The following is a 16,699-nucleotide window of genomic DNA, read 5'->3' as shown; positions in this document are numbered from 1 at the left end:
TGTTCCACGCGAGCAATGTTGATTTCGTGGTATGTACGTGTTGAATCTATGTATAAAGCGTGTCAAACTGAGGCGAGCGAGGAAGAGGATGTGGTCATGTCGGGTCATCACCCGGATGCCGCCGCTCAGCAGAGCCCGGCCTGCACCGAACCGAAGCGGATCAACGTCGCCATATCGCCCGACACCGTCCGGGCGCTGGACAACGTGATCAAGCGCGAGGGGGTCACCCTCACCGAGGCGCTGCGCCGACTCGTCGGCTACGGCGACTTCGTCTACCGGGCCGCCCGCCAGAATGGCGAGCAGCTCACGGTGGCGGGTCCGGGCGGCATCCGCGAGATCGTCATTCTGTAGGGCGGCGCCGCACCGGCGCGCGTCCGGCCGGCTGCCGGACCGGTTCCGGCTCGGCCAGGGGCGGGATCTTCATCCGCAGGGGGTCCTCCGCGATGGTGATCTCCTCGCCGTGATGGGTCACCGTCAGCGGGTCGCCGGACAGCAGGCTGTAGGTCGCCTCGGTCCGGGAGACGTCGACGGCGAACCTGCTGCCCCGGTAGACCATCCGGAAGGCGAGCCGGGACAGGGCCGGGGGCAGCCGCGGCGCGAAGCCCAGCGACCGGTCGTGGTCACGCATCCCGCCGAACCCGGCGACGGCCACGATCCAGGCGCCGGCGAGCGAGGCGATGTGCAGCCCGTTGCGCACGTTGTGGTGCAGGTCGTGCAGGTCGGTCAGAGCGGCCTCGGCGAAGTAGTCGTAGGCGAGGTCGAGGTGCCCGACCTCGGCCGCCATGACTGCCTGCGGACACGCCGAGAGTGACGAGTCCCGAACCGTCCGCTCCTCGTAGTAGGCGACGTTGCGTGCCTTCTGCTCGGGAGTGAAGGCGTCACCACGCAGGTACATCGCGAACACCAGGTCCGCCTGCTTGACCACCTGCTTGCGGTACAGGTCGAAGTAGGGGTAGTGCAGCAGCAGCGGATAGTGCTCCGCGGGCGTCCCCTCGAAGTCCCACTCCGCGTGCTCGGTGAACCGCTCCGACTGCGGGTGCACCTCGAGCACCGGGTCGTAGGGCACCACCATCTTCTCGGCCGCCGCGAGCCAGGAGTCCACCTCCTCGTCGCTCACCCCGAGCTCGGCGGCGACCTCGCGCTGTCGACGGCACACCGTGGCCGCCTCGCGCAGGTTCCGCTGCGCCATGAGGTTGGTGTAGACGTTGTTGTCCACCACGGCCGAGTACTCGTCCGGACCGGTCACGCCGTCGATCCGGAACCCGCCGTGCAGGTCGTGGTGCCCGAGCGACATCCACAACCGCGCCGTCTCCACCAGCAGCTCGGTGGCGCTCTCCCGTTCGAAGTCCTCGTCTCCGGTGGCTCCGAGGTAGCGCCCCACCGCGTCCGCGACGTCGGCGGCGACGTGGAACGCCGCGGTACCGGCCGGCCAGTACGCCGAGCACTCCGCGCCGTTGATCGAGCGCCACGGGAAGGCCGCGCCGCCCAACCCCAGCGCCGCGGCGCGTTCCTTGGCCTTGTCCACTGTGCTGTGTCGCCAGCGCAACGCGTCCCGTGCGGACTCGGGCATCGTGTAGGTGAGCACCGGCAGCACGAACGTCTCGGTGTCCCAGAAGGAGTGTCCGTCGTAGCCCGGTCCGGTCAGCCCCTTGGCCGGGATCGCCCTGCTCTCGCCGCGGGCCCCGGCCTGGACCACGTGGAACAGTGCGAAGCGGACTGCCTGCTGGAGCTCGGCGTCGCCCTCGACCACGATGTCGGCGCTGTCCCAGAAGTCGTCGAGGAACCGGCGCTGCTCGGCGAGCAGACCGTCCCACCCGGTCTGGATGGCACCGGCCAGCGCGGCGTCCACCTGGGCCCGCAGTGCCGGCGCGGACCGGCGGGCCGACCAGCCGTAGCCGAGGTACTTGACTACTCGTAACCGCGAGCCCAGCGGCACGTCGACGGCGGCGGTGAGCCGGGCGAGGTCCTCCTCCGCGTGGATCTCGGTGCGCAGACCGTCGTCTGTGGTCAGCTCGTGGTCCATCGCCGCGGCCACCCGCAGCTTGGAGTGCCTGGTCCCGTGCACCAGCACCGCGCGCATGCCCTCGGCGAAGGCGTCCTCGCTGACCAGTGGGTCCTTCAGCGTCGCCGCGACCCGCGGGTCCTTGCTCGCCGACTCGATCGGCTCGTTGGCCAGCAGGTCGGACTGCACGACCAGCTGCACGTTGCCGTCCAGCGGCTCGACCTCGTACCGGATCGCCACGACCGAGCGCTGGGTGAACGAGACCAGCCGCTCACTGCGCACCCGGACCCGGCGCCCCGTCGGCGACTCCCAGACCGTGTCGCGGCGCAGGGTGCCGGACCGGAAGTCGAGCGTGCGGTGGTGCTCGAGCGCCCGTCCGTAGCGCATGTCCAGCGGTTCGTCCTGCACCAGCAGCCGGATGATCTTGCCGTCGGTGACGTTGACCACCGTCTGCCCGTCCTCGGGGTAGCCGTAGCCGCCCTCGGCGTAGGGGAGCTGGTGCTGCTCGTAGAAGCCGTTGAGATAGGTGCCGGGCAGGACGGTCGGCTCACCCTCCTCGAGGCTGCCGCGGATCCCGATGTGCCCGTTGGACAGCGCGAAGATCGACTCGGTCTGCTCGAGCGCGGGCAGGTCGAGGCTGTTCCAGCGCAGGTCCCACGGTGCGACCTGGAAGCCGTGCTCGTTCATGCCTGCTCCTCGAGCAGCTGGGCCAGGTCGGTGACCACGACGTCCGCGCCCTGCTGCCGTAGCGCGTCCGCCTGCCCGGCCCGGTCCACCCCGACCACGTAGCCGAACCGCCCGGCCCGTCCCGCCTGGACCCCCGACAGCGCGTCCTCGAACACCGCCGCCTGGCTCGGCTCCACCCCGAGAGCCTCCGCGCCGGCGAGGAAGCTGTCCGGCGCCGGCTTGCCGGACAGGCCCCGCTCCGCGATCACGACACCGTCGATCCGTGCCTCGACGAACTTCGTCAGGTCCGCGGCGTCGAGCACCGACGCTCCGTTCGCCGAGGAGGTCACCACCGCGATCCGCAGCCCTGCCTTCCGCGCCGCCTCCAGGTAGCGCACCGAGCCGGGATAGGGGGAGACACCGCGCTCGGCGATGATCTCCTGCACCCGCTGGTTCTTCTGGTTACCCACCCCCTGGACGGTGTCGTTGGACGGCGGCGCGTCCGGGCTCCCCTCGGGCAGCGTGATGCCGCGGGAGGCGAGGAAGGCCCGGACCCCGTCGAAACGGGGGCGGCCGTCGACGAAGCTGTTGTAGTCCGCCTCGGTGAACTCCCGGAAGGCCGCGCCGTCGCGCTGCCTCAGGAAGGCGTCGAACGCCTCCTTCCATGCCGCGCGATGCAGCGCGGCGGTGCCGGTGAGCACCCCGTCGAGGTCGAACAAGCATGCTGTCACGTGGTCTGGCAACCCGATCACACCCGCACGCTACCCAAGACGGGCGCGCGGCACGTGATGAGCGCGCCCGGCCTCAGGGCTGTAAGAGGCCGATGAGGTTGCCGTCGCCGTCCCTGACGCTGGCCACCAGCCGCCCGTTGCCGACGTCGCGCACGTCCTCGGCCGGCTCGGCACCGGCGGCGAGCAGCTCCTCCCTGACCGCGGCGATGTCGTCCACGTGCCAGTAGGTGGTCGGGCCGGTCATGCCCTTGGCCCGGCCCTTCGGGTCGAGCCCGACCTCCTGTCCACCGAGGTCGAAATGGACGTAGTACGGCTCGTCCACGGCGGGCCGGGCCCCGAGCAGCGTGGTGAACAGCGCCTTGGCGGCCTGAATGTCGGTGACGGGGTAGATGGTGGTGCGGATGCCGTTGGTCATGACTTCCTCCTGATGTGTCACATCGGCGGTGTCGCCGACCGTCAGTGCTTCGACGGTTCCCGAAGGAAGGATGTGACTGGGGCGATGGAGGGGCTGGCCGAACGGTTCGAAGCGGACCGGCAACACCTGCGTGCGGTGGCCTATCGGATGCTCGGGTCGGTGCCCGAGGCCGATGACGCCGTCCAGGAGGCCTGGCTGCGGGTCAGCCGGACCGACATGAGCGGGGTGGCGAACCTGAGCGCCTGGCTGACCACGGTCGTCGGCCGGGTGGCGCTGGACATGCTGCGCACCCGGCGGGCGCGCCGGGAGGAGCCGCACGGGGTCCACCCGCCGCCCAACGCACCGGGTGGGACGGATCCGGAGGCGGAGGTGCTGCTCGCGGACGCGGTCGGGCCGGCGCTGCTGGTCGTGCTGGACACGCTCGCGCCGGCCGAGCGGGTGGCGTTCGTCCTGCACGACACGTTCGGGGTCCCGTTCGACGACATCGCCGCGGTCGTCGGGCGGTCCACCGCGGCCGTCCGGCAGCTGGCGAGCCGGGCCAGGCGCCGGGTGCGCGGAGCGCCGGAGCCGGCTGCCGACCACGCACGCCAGCGTTCGATCGTCGCGGCGTTCCTCGCCGCCTCCCGGGGCGGTGACCTGGTCGGGTTGGTCGCGCTGCTCGACCCGTCGGTCGTGCTCAGGGCCGACGCGGTGACCGTCGCCGCCGGCGCCGAGCCGGAGGTGCGCGGCGCGGCCGCCGTGGCGAGAACCTTCGCCGGCCGTGCCAGAGGTGGCCGAGCTGCGTTACTCGGCGGCGTGCCGGGTGTGGTGTGGGGGCCGGGCGGCACGCCGAAAGTGGTCTTCGTCTTCACGTTCGTCGAGGACAGGATCACCGGCATCGAGCTGGTCGCCGCACCCGACCGTATGGCCGAGATGGAGGTGGAGTTCATCTGAGCCGATCGGCGCGTTCGTTGAGGTAGTGCTGCTCGGGCAGGCTCGTGGTCAGCCGCGCGGCCGTGCGGTAGCAGACCTCGGCCCGCTCGTGGTCCCCGGCGAGCTCGAGCAGGTGGCCGCGGACCGCGTGCAGCCGGTGGTGGCGGGCCAGCCGCTCGTCGAGGGGCGCGAGCAGCGCCAGCCCCGCCTCGGGCCCGTCGGCCATCGCCACCGCCACCGCCTGGTTGAGCGTGACGACCGGGTTCGGGTCGAGCTCGGCGAGCAGCTGGTACAGCGCGACGATTTGAGGCCAGTCCGTGTCCTCGGGGTGCACGGCCTCGGCGTGCACGGCGGCGATCGCGGCCTGGAGCAGGTAGGGCCCCACCCGGGCGGTGGCCAGGGTCCGGCGGACCAGCGCGATGCCCTCGTCGAGCTGTTCGCGCCGCCACAGCGAGCGGTCCTGCTCGGCCAGCGGGACGAGTGAACCGTCGGCGCGGGTCCGGGCCGGTCGGCGGGCCTCGGTGAGCAGCATGAGGGCGAGCAGGCCGGTGACCTCGCCGTCCTCGGGCAGCAGCCGGTGCAGCATGCGGGTGAGTCGGAGGGCGTCCCGGGTCATGGAGCCGCGGTGCAGGGCCGCGCCCGAGGTCGCGGTGTAGCCCTCGTTGAAGACGAGGTAGAGCACGTGCAGCACCGCGGGGAGGCGCGCCGGGTCCGGCGGGGTGTCGAACCGGGCGCCGCTGTCCCGGAGGCGTTGTTTGGCACGGCTGATCCGCTGGGCCATCGTGGCCTCCGGCACCAGGAAGGCGCGGGCGATCTCGGCCGTGGTCAGGCCGCCGACCGCGCGCAGTGTGAGAGCGACCTGCGAGGAAGGGGTGAGCGCGGGATGACAGCAGAGCAGTAGCAGGCGGAGCGTGTCGTCGTGCTGGGGCGGGTCGTCGGCCGGCGGGTCCAGCGGCTCGGTGGGCGGCAGTGCGGCCGCCTCCCGGCGCCGCGCGGCTCGCTCGCTGCGCAGCTGGTCCACCAGCCGGCGGGCGGCGACGGTGATCAGCCACGCGTCCGGGCGGTCCGGCAGGCCCTGCTCCGGCCACCGGTCCGCGGCGGCGAGCAGGGCCTCCTGGACGGCGTCCTCGGCGGTCTCGACGTTGTCGTACCGGCGGACGAGCGCGGCGAGGACCCGCGGCGCGAGTCGGCGCAGCAGGTCCTCGACCTCCCCGCGGGTGGTCACATCTCCTGGCCGAGGTCGTCCATGACCGGGCGCACCTCCACGGCGGAGAACCGGGCGTCGGGGAAGCGGGAGGCGATCTCGGCGGCTCGTTCCGGGGTCTCGCAGTCGACCATGACGAACCCGGCCAGCTGCTCCTTCGCCTCGACGTAGGGGCCGTCGGTGCTGACCGGCGCGCCGTCACGCGTCCGGACCGACCTGGCCGCCGCGGGTGCGGCGAGCGCGGCGTCGGCGACGAGCTCGCCGGAGGACATGATCTCCTTGTGGAGGGCCTCTGTCTGCCGGACCAGCTCGTCGCGCTCGGCCTGGGGAAGGGCCAGGAACCGCGGGTCGCGCAGGAAGATCGGGTGCTCCCAGTTCTCCGCGTTCGTGTAGATGAGCAGCAGGTACCTCATGCCGTCCGCACCTCCCGGTGGCTCACGCCCGCCAGCATCGCGGCCAGCGTCGTGGTCATGTTCCGGCGCAGCTGGACCAGCCGCTGCGCCCACTCGGCAGGGGCGTCGGCCGCCCGCAGCCGTCCCCAGGTCTCCCCGGGGCCGTGCTCGAAACCGTGCCACAGCCGGGTCTGGTCCGGTCGGTCGGCCGGCGTGAGCTCGAACCGCCACAGGGACGCGGGTCGACCGTGGCCGTCCAGTACCGCGTAGCCGAAGCTCCGCGGCGCGGTCGCGTGGGTCACCACGCACACCACGCTGGACTCGACCAGGTCCCCGGGCGGGCCGAGCCGGTTGTGGCCGACGAACCGGTCCCCGAGCCGGGGTGGACGGCCGCCCGCGTCCGCGAGCCACTCGGTGCCCACGCACTCCGGGCTCCACTCGCCGTACCGGCCCACGTCGGTCACCAGCTCCCACAGCCGGTCGGCCGGCAGGTCCACCAGCAGCGCCACCGACACCTGGGTACCGGTCACGGTGTCCGCCAGTTCGGTCATGTCTCCTCCTCCGTCGACGGGAACGCGTCACCCGGAGGACGGAGCCGGCGGCCGGCGCTCTACACGCGGGGGACGGCGACGCCGAGGCGGTCGCGCAGCACCGTCTGGAAGGTCCGGTCGAACTGCTCGTAGCGGGCACGCAGCCGCCCACCCGGCCAGTCCGGCGGCAGCAGCGGCTCGGGCAGCAGCGGGTCGGCGACCAGGTGACGCAGCACGGCCGCCGACACCATGAAGCCGGCCGCGAGGTCCTCCGCGCGGTCGAGGGCGGCGTGCAGCCGGCGGGCGCCGTCGGCCCAGGCCGGCAGGTTCCACAGGGACGCGGCCAGCTCGGCCGGGTCGGTGGTGGGCCTGCCCAGCAGGACCAGGCAGGGGAGCTCCAACGGTCGGTCCAGGTTCGCCGGCCGCAGCCACGTGCCCTCCCGCGCCTCGGCCAGCCGCAGCGCGGCCATGGTCTGGCGGAAGGCCGCGCGGTCGGTGGGCGTGCGCCGGTCGGCGGTCACGACCGCGATCTCCCAGTCCCCGGACCAGGGCCGCACTGCGGGGGAGCGGCTCTGGTCCTGCCGGGTCTGGCGGCGCACGAGGCGGTCGCTGAGCTCGTAGTCCCCGTCCACGTGCCGCAGGTCCCCGGCGGCGACCATGCGCGACAGCGCGACCCGGACCGTCCCCTCGGCGATCTCGAACAGCTCGCCCGCCCGCACCAGGCTCCGCGCGGGCAGCCGCGGTGGGTGCGCGCCGAGCAGCGTGCTCAGCACCACCGAGCGGGCGGTCAGCGGCCGCAGGCCGGGCAGCTCGGGCAGGGGCACGACCATCTTCCTTACATCTCTAGTGTCGCGTGTTTGGAAAACGTAACATGGCTGGCATGCCGGCTACGCACGCTGTGACCAACCAGGTTCCGCCGCTGCTCGACCACGACGTCGCCGAGGACGCGGCCCTGCTCGAGGGCCTGCGTCGGGAGGGGGCGGGCTGGGCCGAGGAGTCGGTGCACGAGGTGGGCCGGCTGGCCGGCACCGCGCGTGCCCAGGAGTGGGCGCGGCTGGCCAACGAGAACGAACCGGTCCTGCGCACCCACGACCGGTTCGGCAACCGGATCGACGAGGTCGAGTACCACCCCGCCTACCACGAGCTGATGACCGTCGCCGTCGGGTACGGCATGCACGGCGCGCCCTGGCGGGACGCGCGGGCCGGGGCGCATGTGGCGCGGGCCGCCAAGTTCTACGCCTGGGGCCAGGTCGAGGCCGGCCACGGCTGCCCGATCTCGATGACCTACGCGGTTGTCCCCGCCCTGCGGCACGCCCCGGCCCTGGCCGAGCGGTTCGAGCCGCTGCTGGCGGCGCCGGTCTACGACCCGGGCTCGCGCGTCCCCGACAGCAAGCGTGGGCTCACCGCCGGCATGTCGATGACCGAGAAGCAGGGCGGGTCCGACGTCCGGGCGAACACCACCCGCGCGGTGCCCCAGTCCGACGGCAGCTACTCGCTCACCGGGCACAAGTGGTTCACCTCGGCGCCGATGGGCGACCTGTTCCTCGTGCTCGCGCAGGCGCCGGGCGGGCTGACCTGCTTCCTGCTCCCGAGGGTGCTGCCCGACGGCACCCGCAACCGGATGCACCTCCAGCGGCTCAAGGACAAGCTGGGCAACCGCTCGAACGCCTCCTCGGAGGTCGAGTACGACGAGGCGCTCGCCTGGCCGGTCGGCGAGGAGGGCCGGGGGGTGCGCACGATCATCCAGATGGTCAACACGACCAGGCTGGACTGCGTGATCGCCGGGGCCGCCGGAATGCGGGCCGCGCTCGTGCAGGCGGTGCACCACGCGGTCCACCGCACCGCCTTCGGCGACCACCTGATCGACACCCCGCTGATGGGCAACGTCCTGGCCGACCTGGCCGTGGAGTCGGAGGCGGCCACGACGCTGGCCATGCGCCTGGCCGGCGCCACCGACCGCGCCGTCGCCGGCGACGAGCGGGAGGCGGCCTTCCGTCGGCTGGGGCTCGCCGTCGGCAAGTACTGGGTGTGCAAGCGGACCTCGGCCCACGCGGCGGAGGCGCTGGAGTGCCTCGGCGGCAACGGCTACGTGGAGGAGTCCGGCATGCCCCGCCTCTACCGGGAGGCCCCGCTCATCTCGATCTGGGAGGGCTCGGGCAACGTCGCGGCGCTGGACGTGCTGCGCGCGATGGGCTCGGTCGGCACCGAGGCGTTCTTCGACGAGGTCAGTGAGGCGACGGGGGCCGACCGCCGGCTCGACGACGCGGTCGCCCGCCTGCGGAAGGATCTCAGTGGACTGTCCGATCCCGCCGCCGCCCAGGCCGAAGCGCGGCGGCTGGTCGAACGGTTGGCGTTGGTACTCCAGGGATCGCTGCTCGTCCGGCACGGGGACCAGGCCGTCGCCGACGCCTTCTGCGCTTCCCGGCTCGACGGCGACTGGGGTGTCGCGTTCGGCACCCTGCCGTCCGGTGTGGACGCGGCGGCGATCATCCGGCGGACCGGAGTGGCCTGACCGGCGGCGCATGCCCCGGCCTGGACGGTCCTAAAGAGCAACGGTGAAGCTTGCCACGATCAAGGAAGGAAATTCTCCAACAATTCATTGACTTATCGCGTTGTGCACTGTCACGATCTCCGCGGCGACGGGAACCTCCCCTGCACCGTCGCACAATTGGAGGCGTTATGCGCAGACGTCTTGTTTCCCTTCTGTCGGCGGTGTTACTCGCGATCACCGGCTCGGTCACGGTGGGTGTGCTGGCCCCCGCGACCGCGGCCGCCGACGGATGCTTCACCTGGAACCGCACCCTCCAGCAGGGCGCCAGCGGTGCCGACGTCACCCAGCTCCAGATTCGCGTGGCCGGCTGGGTGGCCTCCGGAGAGTCCCTCAGCCTCGACGGGCAGTACGGTCCGGCCACGGCGAACGCCGTCCGCCGGTTCCAGGCCGGCTACGGCCTGGGCGCCGACGGCATCGCCGGTCCGCAGACGTTCAACAAGATCTACGAGCTGCAGGACGACGACTGCACGCCGATCCACTTCGCCTACGGCGAGTTCGACGACAACTGCGGTGCGAACAACTTCAACGGCGGCAGGGTGTCGGCTGCGACGGCGCGGGAGAACATCCGGCGCATCATGTGGCAGCTGGAGGCCATGCGGCACAAGCTCGGCGACCGGGCGCTGGTGATCACCTCGGGCTTCCGCAGCGTGTCGTGCAACTCCTCGGTCGGCGGCTCGTCGACCAGCCTGCACATGTCCGGCCAGGGGGTCGACCTGGGCCTGTCCAGCGCCCCCTCGCAGTGCCAGATGTGGAACGCGGGCAAGTCCGCGGGGTTCGAGGAGCTCCTCGGCCCCGGCTACCCGGGCCACAACGACCACGTCCACGTCGGCAACAAGTCCAGCCAGAGCTGGAGCGCGCCGAACTGCTGACCCGGTCGGAGCAGTGACCAGCGGGCCCGCACCGAGACGGTGCGGGCCCGCTGTGTTCCGCCTCCCCCCGGTGCGTTGCTCGGCGGGACGTGCTGTGCTGTGCACGCACACACGATCTGCTGGGAGTCGATATGCCGGGTACCGAGGTGGATGTCGTCGTCATCGGGATGGGGCCGGGTGGTGAGGACGTGGGCGCCCGACTGGCCCGGGCCGGCCTGTCCGTGGTGGGTGTGGACGCGCGCCTGGTCGGTGGCGAGTGCCCGTACTACGCCTGCATCCCCACCAAGATCATGATCCGGGCCACTGACGCGCTCGGCGAGGCACGCCGGGTGGACGCGCTCGCCGGCTCGGCCCAGGTCGCCCCGGACTGGCGGCCGGTGGCGCGGCGGATCCGCGACGAGGCGACCGACAACTGGGACGACACGGTCGCGGTGAACAGGTTCACCGACGCCGGCGGGCGGTTCGTCCGCGGCCGCGGGCGGATCACCGCACCCCGTGAGGTCACCGTGTCTACTTCGGAAGGCGAGCAGGTCTTCACCGCGCGGCGCGGCATCGTGCTGAACACCGGCACCGATCCGGCGGTGCCGGCGATCGACGGCCTGGTCGAGACGCCGTACTGGACCAACCGGGACGCGGTGGCCGTGGAAGAGGTGCCGGCCTCGCTGGTCGTGCTGGGCGGCGGGCCGGTCGGCTGCGAGCTAGCGCAGGTGTTCTCCCGGTTCGGCAGCGCGGTGACCGTCGTCCAGCACGCGGACCGCCTGCTGCCGGCAGACGAGCCGGAGGCCGGCGAGCTGCTGGCGGCGCGGTTCGAGGCGGAGGGGATCGCCGTGCGAACCGGGCTGTCGGCCGCGATGGTGCGGTACGAGTCCGGGCAGTTCGCCATCAAGCTGGACAACGGCGAGGCGCTGGCCGCCGACCGGCTGCTGGTGGCGGCCGGCCGGAGCACCGACATGGCGGCCCTGGGCGTGGGCGCGGTCGGGCTGCCCGAGAACGCGCGCGGTGTGCACACCGACGAGCGGATGCGTGCCGCGGACGGCCTGTGGGCGATCGGCGACATCACCGGCCAGGGGGCGTTCACGCACATGTCGATGTACCAGGCGAGGATCGCGGCGGCGGACATCCTCGAGGAGCCCGACGCCGAGACCGCCGACTACCGGGCGGTGCCCCGGGTGACCTTCACCGACCCGGAGATCGGCTCGGTCGGGCTCAGCGAGGCGGCGGCCCGGGAGCGCGGGCTGTCGGTCCGGGTCGGCGTCTCCCAGCTCTCGGCCTCCTCGCGCGGGTTCGTGCACAAGTTCGGCAACGAGGGGTTCATCAAGCTGGTCGAGGACGCCGAGCGCGGCGTGCTGGTCGGCGCGACCTCGGCCGGCCCCAACGGCGGCGAGGTGCTCGGCGCCCTGGTGGTCGCGGTGCACGCCGAGGTGCCGACCAGGCGGCTCGCCCAGATGATCTACGCCTACCCCACCTTCCACCGGGCGATCGAGGACGCGCTCAGCCGCCTCGCCTGACCACCCGATGGACGTTCGCCAGCTGCGGTACTTCCTCGCGGTTGTCGACCACGGCAGCGTGCACGGCGCGGCCAGGGAGCTGTTCGTGGCCCAGCCGTCGGTCTCCCAGGCCCTGCGCGGGCTCGAGCGCGACCTCGGAACCGAGCTCTTCCACCGGACCGGGCGGCGGCTGGTGCTCACCTCGGCGGGGGAGTCGCTGGTCGGGCCGGCCCGGGACGTGCTGCGGGGGCTGCGGCTGGCCAGGTCGACGGTCGCCGCCGTGGGCGGGCTGCGCGGCGGGCGGCTGCTCCTGTCCTCGATGCCCTCCCAGGCGGTGCGTCCGCTGACCGGGATGATCAGCCGGTTCGCCACGGAGTACCCCCTGGTCGAGATCGTCGTGCGGGCGGCGGCGACGCCGGCCGAGGTGCTCGAGGCGGTGCGGGTGGGCACGGCGGAGCTCGGCGTGCTCGGTGCGGCGGAGCGGCCCGCGGTGGCCGGCATCGCCGCGTGGCCGCTGGGCACCCAGCGGTTCGTCCTCGTCGCCGGGCGCGAGGACGACCTGCCGGCGGTGGACCCGGTACCGCCGGAGAGCCTCGCCGGGTGCCGGCTGATCGTCGGCCAGCCGGGAACCGGCATGCGCCGCGCCGCCGACGCCGTGCTCGCCGCGGCGGAGGGGGCGCGGGTCGCGGTGGAGGTCGAGCACCGGGAGGCCGTGCTGCCGCTCGTGCTCGCGGGGGTGGGGGTGGCGGTGCTCAGCGAGTCCTGGCGCGGGCTCGCCGCCGACGCCGGCGCCGTCGTGCGCGACCTGGCCTCCGACGAGGTGCTGCACGTGTGCCTCGTCCACCGGAACGGCGCGCTCAGCCCGGCGGCGGCCCGGTTCCTGGCCACGGCCGGCGTGGGCGAGCCGGGCTGAGCACGCTCAGTCCACCGAGGCGACCAGGCCGACCCGGTGCGCGAGGACGACCACCTGGACGCGGTCACGGAGGTCGAGCTTGGTGAGGATGCGGGACACGTAGGTCTTCACGGTCTCGGTGGTGACGAACAGTGCGGCGGCGATCTCGGCGTTGGAAAGACCCGCGGCGACGTGCTCGAACACCTCGAGCTCGCGAGCGGTCAGCGAACGCACGACGTTCGCGCGAGCCGGGCTGGCATCCTCGGCGGGGCGCAGCCGCTCGGCGAAGTGGCCGATGAGCGTCCTGGTGACCGCCGGTGCCAGCAGGGCCTCTCCGCGGGCGATCGTCCGGATGCCGTTGACCAGCTCGGCCGGTGGCGCGTCCTTGAGCAGGAACCCGCTGGCACCGGCACGCAGCGCCTCGTAGACGTACTCGTCGACGTTGAAGGTGGTCACCACCAGCACCTTGCGCGGCGACTCGACCCCGGGGCCGGCCAGCTGCCGGGTCGCCTCGATGCCGTCCAGGAGCGGCATGCGGATGTCCATCACGACCACGTCCGGCTCCAGCCGCCGTGCCGCCTCCACCGCCGCCCGCCCGTCCGCGGCCTCACCGACCACGGCCAGGTCCGGCTGGGCGGAGAGGATGGTGACGTAGCCGGTGCGGACCAGCTCCTGGTCCTCGCAGATCAGGACCCGGGTCGGCGCGGTCATGGGGCACTCCTGGACGGGATCAGGGCACGGACGCCGTAGCCGCCCTCGGCTCGGGTGCCGGCCACCAGTTCACCACCGAGCATCCGGACCCGCTCCCGCAACCCGGCGAGCCCTCGTCCACCCGACGGGGTGGTCGCGTCGACGGTGGACCCCTCGGTGACCACCTCGACCTCGACCTGCTCCTCGGCGTGGCGGAGCCGGACGGTGGTCGGCTGCCCGGCCGCGTACTTGAGCGCGTTGGTGAGCGCCTCCTGCACCACCCGGTACACGGCCAGCTCGACATCGACGGGCCACGCCCGCCGCTCACCCTCCTCGGTCCAGTCGACCGGTTGACCGGAGAGCCGGGCGCGCTCGACCAGGTCGGCGACCCTGCCCAGGGTGGGTTCGCGGTCGGCGGGGGCGGAGTAGCCCGTCGCCTCCAGGATGCCCAGCAGCGACCGCAGCTCGGTCAGCGCCCGGCGACCGGTGTCGCTGATCGCGCCGAGCCCTTCCCCGGCCCGCCCCGGCGCGCTCTCGAGCAGGAACTGGGCGGCGTCGGCCTGGACGACCATCGCCGTGACGTGGTGGGTGACCACGTCGTGCAGGTCGCGGGCGATCCGCGCCCGCTCGGCGGCCGCCGCCACCTCCGCGGCCAACCGCCGCCGCTCGGCCTCCTCCATGCGCCACCTCCGCACACCGGCCCCAGCCAGCCATATCCCCACCAGCACCAGGTAGAAGGCCACGAAGTCGGGCGGCCCCTGCGGGGAGCCGAGGTCGTGCAGGACAAGCACGAGCACGACGTAGGCCGCCGTGGCCAGCGCGGCGACCACCCGGCGGTGCCGGTCGAGGTGAGCGCCCGCGGCGTAGAGCGCGAGGAGGAGCCCGATCTTGCCGACGGTGTCCGGGTAGCCCAGCACCTGGTCGGCGGCGAACGCGACGCCGACGACCGCGAGGCAGAGATCCGGCCACCGGGTGCGCACCGCCAGCGGCAGGCACAGCGCCATGGTCAGCGCCACGCCCGTTGCGGCGCCCCCGGTGCCGGTGTGGCCCGGGGGCAGGTCGCCGATCTCCGGTCCGAGGTGGGACAGCGTGGGCACGAACGCGAGTCCGGTCACGGCCAAGGCCAGCGCGGTGTCCTTCGTGGACGGAGACCGGTCCCGCCACCGGCCGAGGACCGACCGAAGGCGGGAGGCCGTCCGGGCGAACACCGACCGAGCCTAGGGCACGTCCGCAGGGCGGCGGCGGGGCACCAGCCGGCCGCGCCGGTGCGCGGTGACCAGCATCGGGACGGCCAGCAGCAGGGCCACGACGACCGGCACGACCGAGGCCTCGATCCCGAAGTCGCCGCCGGTGACGAGGGTCGGGCCGGTCGGGGTGGCGGTCAGCAGGCCGGAGGAGGGGTGGCCGGAGACCGGCAGGCCGAGCAGCGCCACGGTCGCGTTCCAGGCGAGGTGCAGGCCGACGACGAACCAGAGACTGCGCGTCACGAGGAACGCCGCGCCGAGCAGCACGCCGGCCTCGACGGCGATCGCGAGCGAGCTCCAGACGGTGGCGCCCGGGTTGGCCAGGTGCAGGGCGCCGAACAGCAGCGCCGTGGTCGCCAGGGCGACCCAGCTACCGAACAGCCGTTCCAGCGCCTGCAGGGCCAGCCCGCGGAACAGCAGCTCCTCGGTCACCGCCGCGCCGAGCGACACCGCCAGGATCGACGCGACGACCGGCACCGCGTCACCGGTGCCCGGGGCGAACGAGAACTCCGAGAGGACGGCGATCATCGACACTGCGATGAACCCGAAGCCGACGACACCACCGAGCAACGCCCTGCGCCCCGCCCTGTCCCGGCCGATCTCCGGGGTCGGCCGGTGCGCCACGAACCGCACGACCGCCCAGTACACGGCGACAGCGGCGACAGCGCCCACGGCGGCCAGCACCGGCGGGCCGCCCGAGGTCACCGCGGACACCGCGGCGACCCCGAGCACCCCGACCAGCAGCCAGCCGAGCGGGGAGCGGCCGAAGCGGCCGACCGCCGAGTGCGTCAGTCCTGGTCGCGCGTTGTCCGTCGTGCTCATCGAGGTCCTCTCTCCGTCCTGGCCGCCTGGTCCGGACGGCCGAGGGAAACGCTAGGAGCCCGCGGGCGCGGAGAAATCCCCGTCGGGTGGACGACCGGGGTAGCTCTCGCGGGGGATGCGCACCGCCGATAGGCCTGCCCTATCGGCGGGCGAGGAAGCCGGTCTTGGACGGCGCCGCCGGGGACCCGCTGCACTGGCCGGTATGACCGAACACCGCATCGCGCTCATCCCCGGCGACGGCATCGGTGCCGAGGTGCTGCCGCCGGCGACAGCGGTCCTCGACCGGGTCGGCCGCCGCCACGGGATCCGCTTCCGGTACGACGAGTTCGACTGGTCCTGCGAGCGATACCTGCGCGAGGGCGCCATGATGCCGGCCGACGGGCTCGACCGGATCCGCCACCACGACGCCATCCTGCTCGGCGCGGTCGGCTGGCCGGGCGTGCCCGACCACGTCTCGCTGTGGGGCCTGCTCATTCCGATCCGCCGGCAGTTCGACCAGTACGTCAACCTCCGCCCGATCGCCGTACTGCCGGGCGTGCCCAGCCCGGTGCGCGCGGCCGAGCCGGGACTGGAGTTCGTCGTCGTCCGGGAGAACGTCGAGGGGGAGTACTCGGAGGTGGGTGGGCGCTTCCGCCGCGGCTTCCCCGACGAGCTGGCCGTGCAGGAGGCCGTGTTCACCCGGCCGGGCGTCACGCGCATCCTCGACTACGCCTTCTCGCTCGCGGCCACCCGCCGCGGCGTTCTCACCTCGGCCACGAAATCCAATGGAATCGTGCACACGATGCCGTTCTGGGACGAGCTGGTCGAGGAGGCCGGCGAACGACACCCGGAGGTGAGCTGGCACCAGGAGCACATCGACGCGCTGGTCGCGAAGATCGTGCTGGACCCGGCGCGGTTCGACGTGATCGTCGGCTCCAACCTGTTCGGGGACATCCTCTCCGACCTCGCCGCCGCGGTCGCCGGCAGCATCGGCGTCGCCCCGGCCGCCAACCTCAACCCCGAGCGGGAGTTCCCCTCGATGTTCGAGCCAGTGCACGGCTCCGCGCCCGACATCGCCGGCCGAGGCGTCGCCAACCCGCTCGGCGCGATCTGGTCGGCGGCGATGATGGTGGACCACCTCGGTCACCCCGAGGCCAGCGCCGAGGTCCGCTCGGCCATGGCGGACGTGCTCGGCAACACGGCCGTGCGCACGCCGGACCTCGGCGGCACGGCGACCACCGAGTCGTTCACCCGGGAGCTGCTGGACCGGTTGTGAGGCAAGCCCTTGCCTGCGCCGGTTCCGCCCGACAGGG

Annotated in this window: 17 protein-coding genes; 7 read left to right on the top strand and 10 right to left on the bottom strand. The window is 73.0% G+C overall.

The features are described 5' to 3' along the window. The first annotated feature begins 96 nt into the window (after positions 1 to 96). Complete coding sequence (locus tag BU204_RS19065; protein WP_075127051.1) at positions 97 to 351, top strand: ribbon-helix-helix domain-containing protein; 255 nt, start codon at positions 97 to 99, stop codon at positions 349 to 351. On the opposite strand, the gene BU204_RS19060 is transcribed toward BU204_RS19065, so the two are convergent. From BU204_RS19060 to BU204_RS19050, 3 genes are read right to left on the bottom strand one after another with little or no spacing between them, the layout of a single operon-like run. Next, a complete protein-coding gene (locus BU204_RS19060; protein WP_075127050.1) occupies positions 341 to 2,689 on the bottom strand; it encodes a glycoside hydrolase family 65 protein in 2,349 nt (782 codons plus the stop codon). The genes BU204_RS19065 and BU204_RS19060 overlap by 11 nt on opposite strands. Continuing rightward, complete coding sequence (locus BU204_RS19055) at positions 2,686 to 3,420, bottom strand: HAD family hydrolase (protein ID WP_075127049.1); 735 nt, start codon at positions 3,418 to 3,420, stop codon at positions 2,686 to 2,688. Before BU204_RS19055 ends, BU204_RS19060 begins: the two co-directional genes overlap by 4 nt. Before the next feature lie 52 nt (positions 3,421 to 3,472). Further along, the gene (locus BU204_RS19050) at positions 3,473 to 3,814 is read right to left on the bottom strand and encodes a VOC family protein (protein ID WP_075127048.1); all 342 of its coding nucleotides are present in this window, start codon (positions 3,812 to 3,814) and stop codon (positions 3,473 to 3,475) included. Positions 3,815 to 3,898: 84 nt separating this feature from the next. On the opposite strand from BU204_RS19050, the gene BU204_RS19045 reads away from it, so the two are divergent. Next, the gene (locus BU204_RS19045) at positions 3,899 to 4,747 is read left to right on the top strand and encodes a sigma-70 family RNA polymerase sigma factor (RefSeq protein WP_075127047.1); all 849 of its coding nucleotides are present in this window, start codon (positions 3,899 to 3,901) and stop codon (positions 4,745 to 4,747) included. On the opposite strand, the gene BU204_RS19040 is transcribed toward BU204_RS19045, so the two are convergent. From BU204_RS19040 to BU204_RS19025, 4 genes are read right to left on the bottom strand one after another with little or no spacing between them, the layout of a single operon-like run. Further along, positions 4,740 to 5,951, bottom strand: a complete 1,212-nt coding sequence (locus tag BU204_RS19040; RefSeq protein WP_075127046.1) for an RNA polymerase sigma factor — start codon at positions 5,949 to 5,951, stop codon at positions 4,740 to 4,742. The genes BU204_RS19045 and BU204_RS19040 overlap by 8 nt on opposite strands. After that, positions 5,948 to 6,343, bottom strand: coding sequence for a YciI family protein (locus BU204_RS19035; protein WP_075127045.1), 396 nt, complete (start codon positions 6,341 to 6,343; stop codon positions 5,948 to 5,950). Before BU204_RS19035 ends, BU204_RS19040 begins: the two co-directional genes overlap by 4 nt. Continuing rightward, positions 6,340 to 6,873 carry an SRPBCC family protein gene (locus BU204_RS19030; RefSeq protein WP_075127044.1) on the bottom strand — a complete coding sequence of 178 codons (534 nt, stop codon included), beginning with the start codon at positions 6,871 to 6,873 and terminating at the stop codon, positions 6,340 to 6,342. Before BU204_RS19030 ends, BU204_RS19035 begins: the two co-directional genes overlap by 4 nt. A gap of 59 nt (positions 6,874 to 6,932) precedes the next feature. After that, on the bottom strand, positions 6,933 to 7,676 hold the full coding sequence (locus BU204_RS19025; RefSeq protein ID WP_198942918.1) for a PaaX family transcriptional regulator C-terminal domain-containing protein: 744 nt from the start codon (positions 7,674 to 7,676) through the stop codon (positions 6,933 to 6,935). A gap of 56 nt (positions 7,677 to 7,732) precedes the next feature. Between BU204_RS19025 and BU204_RS19020 the strand changes: the two genes are divergently transcribed. The 4 genes from BU204_RS19020 to BU204_RS19005 all read left to right on the top strand — a co-directional run bounded on the left by BU204_RS19020 (position 7,733) and on the right by BU204_RS19005 (position 12,672). Then, entirely contained in the window at positions 7,733 to 9,364 is a 1,632-nt protein-coding gene (locus tag BU204_RS19020) for an acyl-CoA dehydrogenase family protein (RefSeq protein WP_075127042.1), read from the top strand. Positions 9,365 to 9,531: 167 nt separating this feature from the next. Next, positions 9,532 to 10,272 carry a M15 family metallopeptidase gene (locus BU204_RS19015; protein WP_075127041.1) on the top strand — a complete coding sequence of 247 codons (741 nt, stop codon included), beginning with the start codon at positions 9,532 to 9,534 and terminating at the stop codon, positions 10,270 to 10,272. 131 nt (positions 10,273 to 10,403) lie between these two features. After that, the gene (locus BU204_RS19010; protein ID WP_075127040.1) at positions 10,404 to 11,780 is read left to right on the top strand and encodes a dihydrolipoyl dehydrogenase family protein; all 1,377 of its coding nucleotides are present in this window, start codon (positions 10,404 to 10,406) and stop codon (positions 11,778 to 11,780) included. Positions 11,781 to 11,787: 7 nt separating this feature from the next. Beyond that, the gene (locus BU204_RS19005; RefSeq protein WP_075127039.1) at positions 11,788 to 12,672 is read left to right on the top strand and encodes a LysR family transcriptional regulator; all 885 of its coding nucleotides are present in this window, start codon (positions 11,788 to 11,790) and stop codon (positions 12,670 to 12,672) included. 6 nt (positions 12,673 to 12,678) lie between these two features. Here the strand turns inward: BU204_RS19005 and BU204_RS19000 are convergent, their stop codons facing one another. From BU204_RS19000 to BU204_RS18990, 3 genes are read right to left on the bottom strand one after another with little or no spacing between them, the layout of a single operon-like run. Continuing rightward, the gene (locus BU204_RS19000; protein ID WP_075127038.1) at positions 12,679 to 13,362 is read right to left on the bottom strand and encodes a response regulator; all 684 of its coding nucleotides are present in this window, start codon (positions 13,360 to 13,362) and stop codon (positions 12,679 to 12,681) included. Then, positions 13,359 to 14,549, bottom strand: a complete 1,191-nt coding sequence (locus BU204_RS18995; RefSeq protein ID WP_075127037.1) for a sensor histidine kinase — start codon at positions 14,547 to 14,549, stop codon at positions 13,359 to 13,361. Before BU204_RS18995 ends, BU204_RS19000 begins: the two co-directional genes overlap by 4 nt. A gap of 9 nt (positions 14,550 to 14,558) precedes the next feature. Next, positions 14,559 to 15,407 (bottom strand): CPBP family intramembrane glutamic endopeptidase, encoded by an 849-nt coding sequence (locus tag BU204_RS18990; protein WP_075127036.1) that lies wholly within the window; start codon positions 15,405 to 15,407, stop codon positions 14,559 to 14,561. Positions 15,408 to 15,609: 202 nt separating this feature from the next. On the opposite strand from BU204_RS18990, the gene BU204_RS18985 reads away from it, so the two are divergent. Then, the gene (locus BU204_RS18985; protein ID WP_075127035.1) at positions 15,610 to 16,662 is read left to right on the top strand and encodes a tartrate dehydrogenase; all 1,053 of its coding nucleotides are present in this window, start codon (positions 15,610 to 15,612) and stop codon (positions 16,660 to 16,662) included. Positions 16,663 to 16,699 lie beyond the last annotated feature (37 nt).

The organism is Actinophytocola xanthii (genome assembly GCF_001921205.1).
GTDB classification, from domain to species: domain Bacteria; phylum Actinomycetota; class Actinomycetes; order Mycobacteriales; family Pseudonocardiaceae; genus Actinophytocola; species Actinophytocola xanthii.
This window is presented reverse-complemented; position numbering and strand designations above follow the sequence as displayed.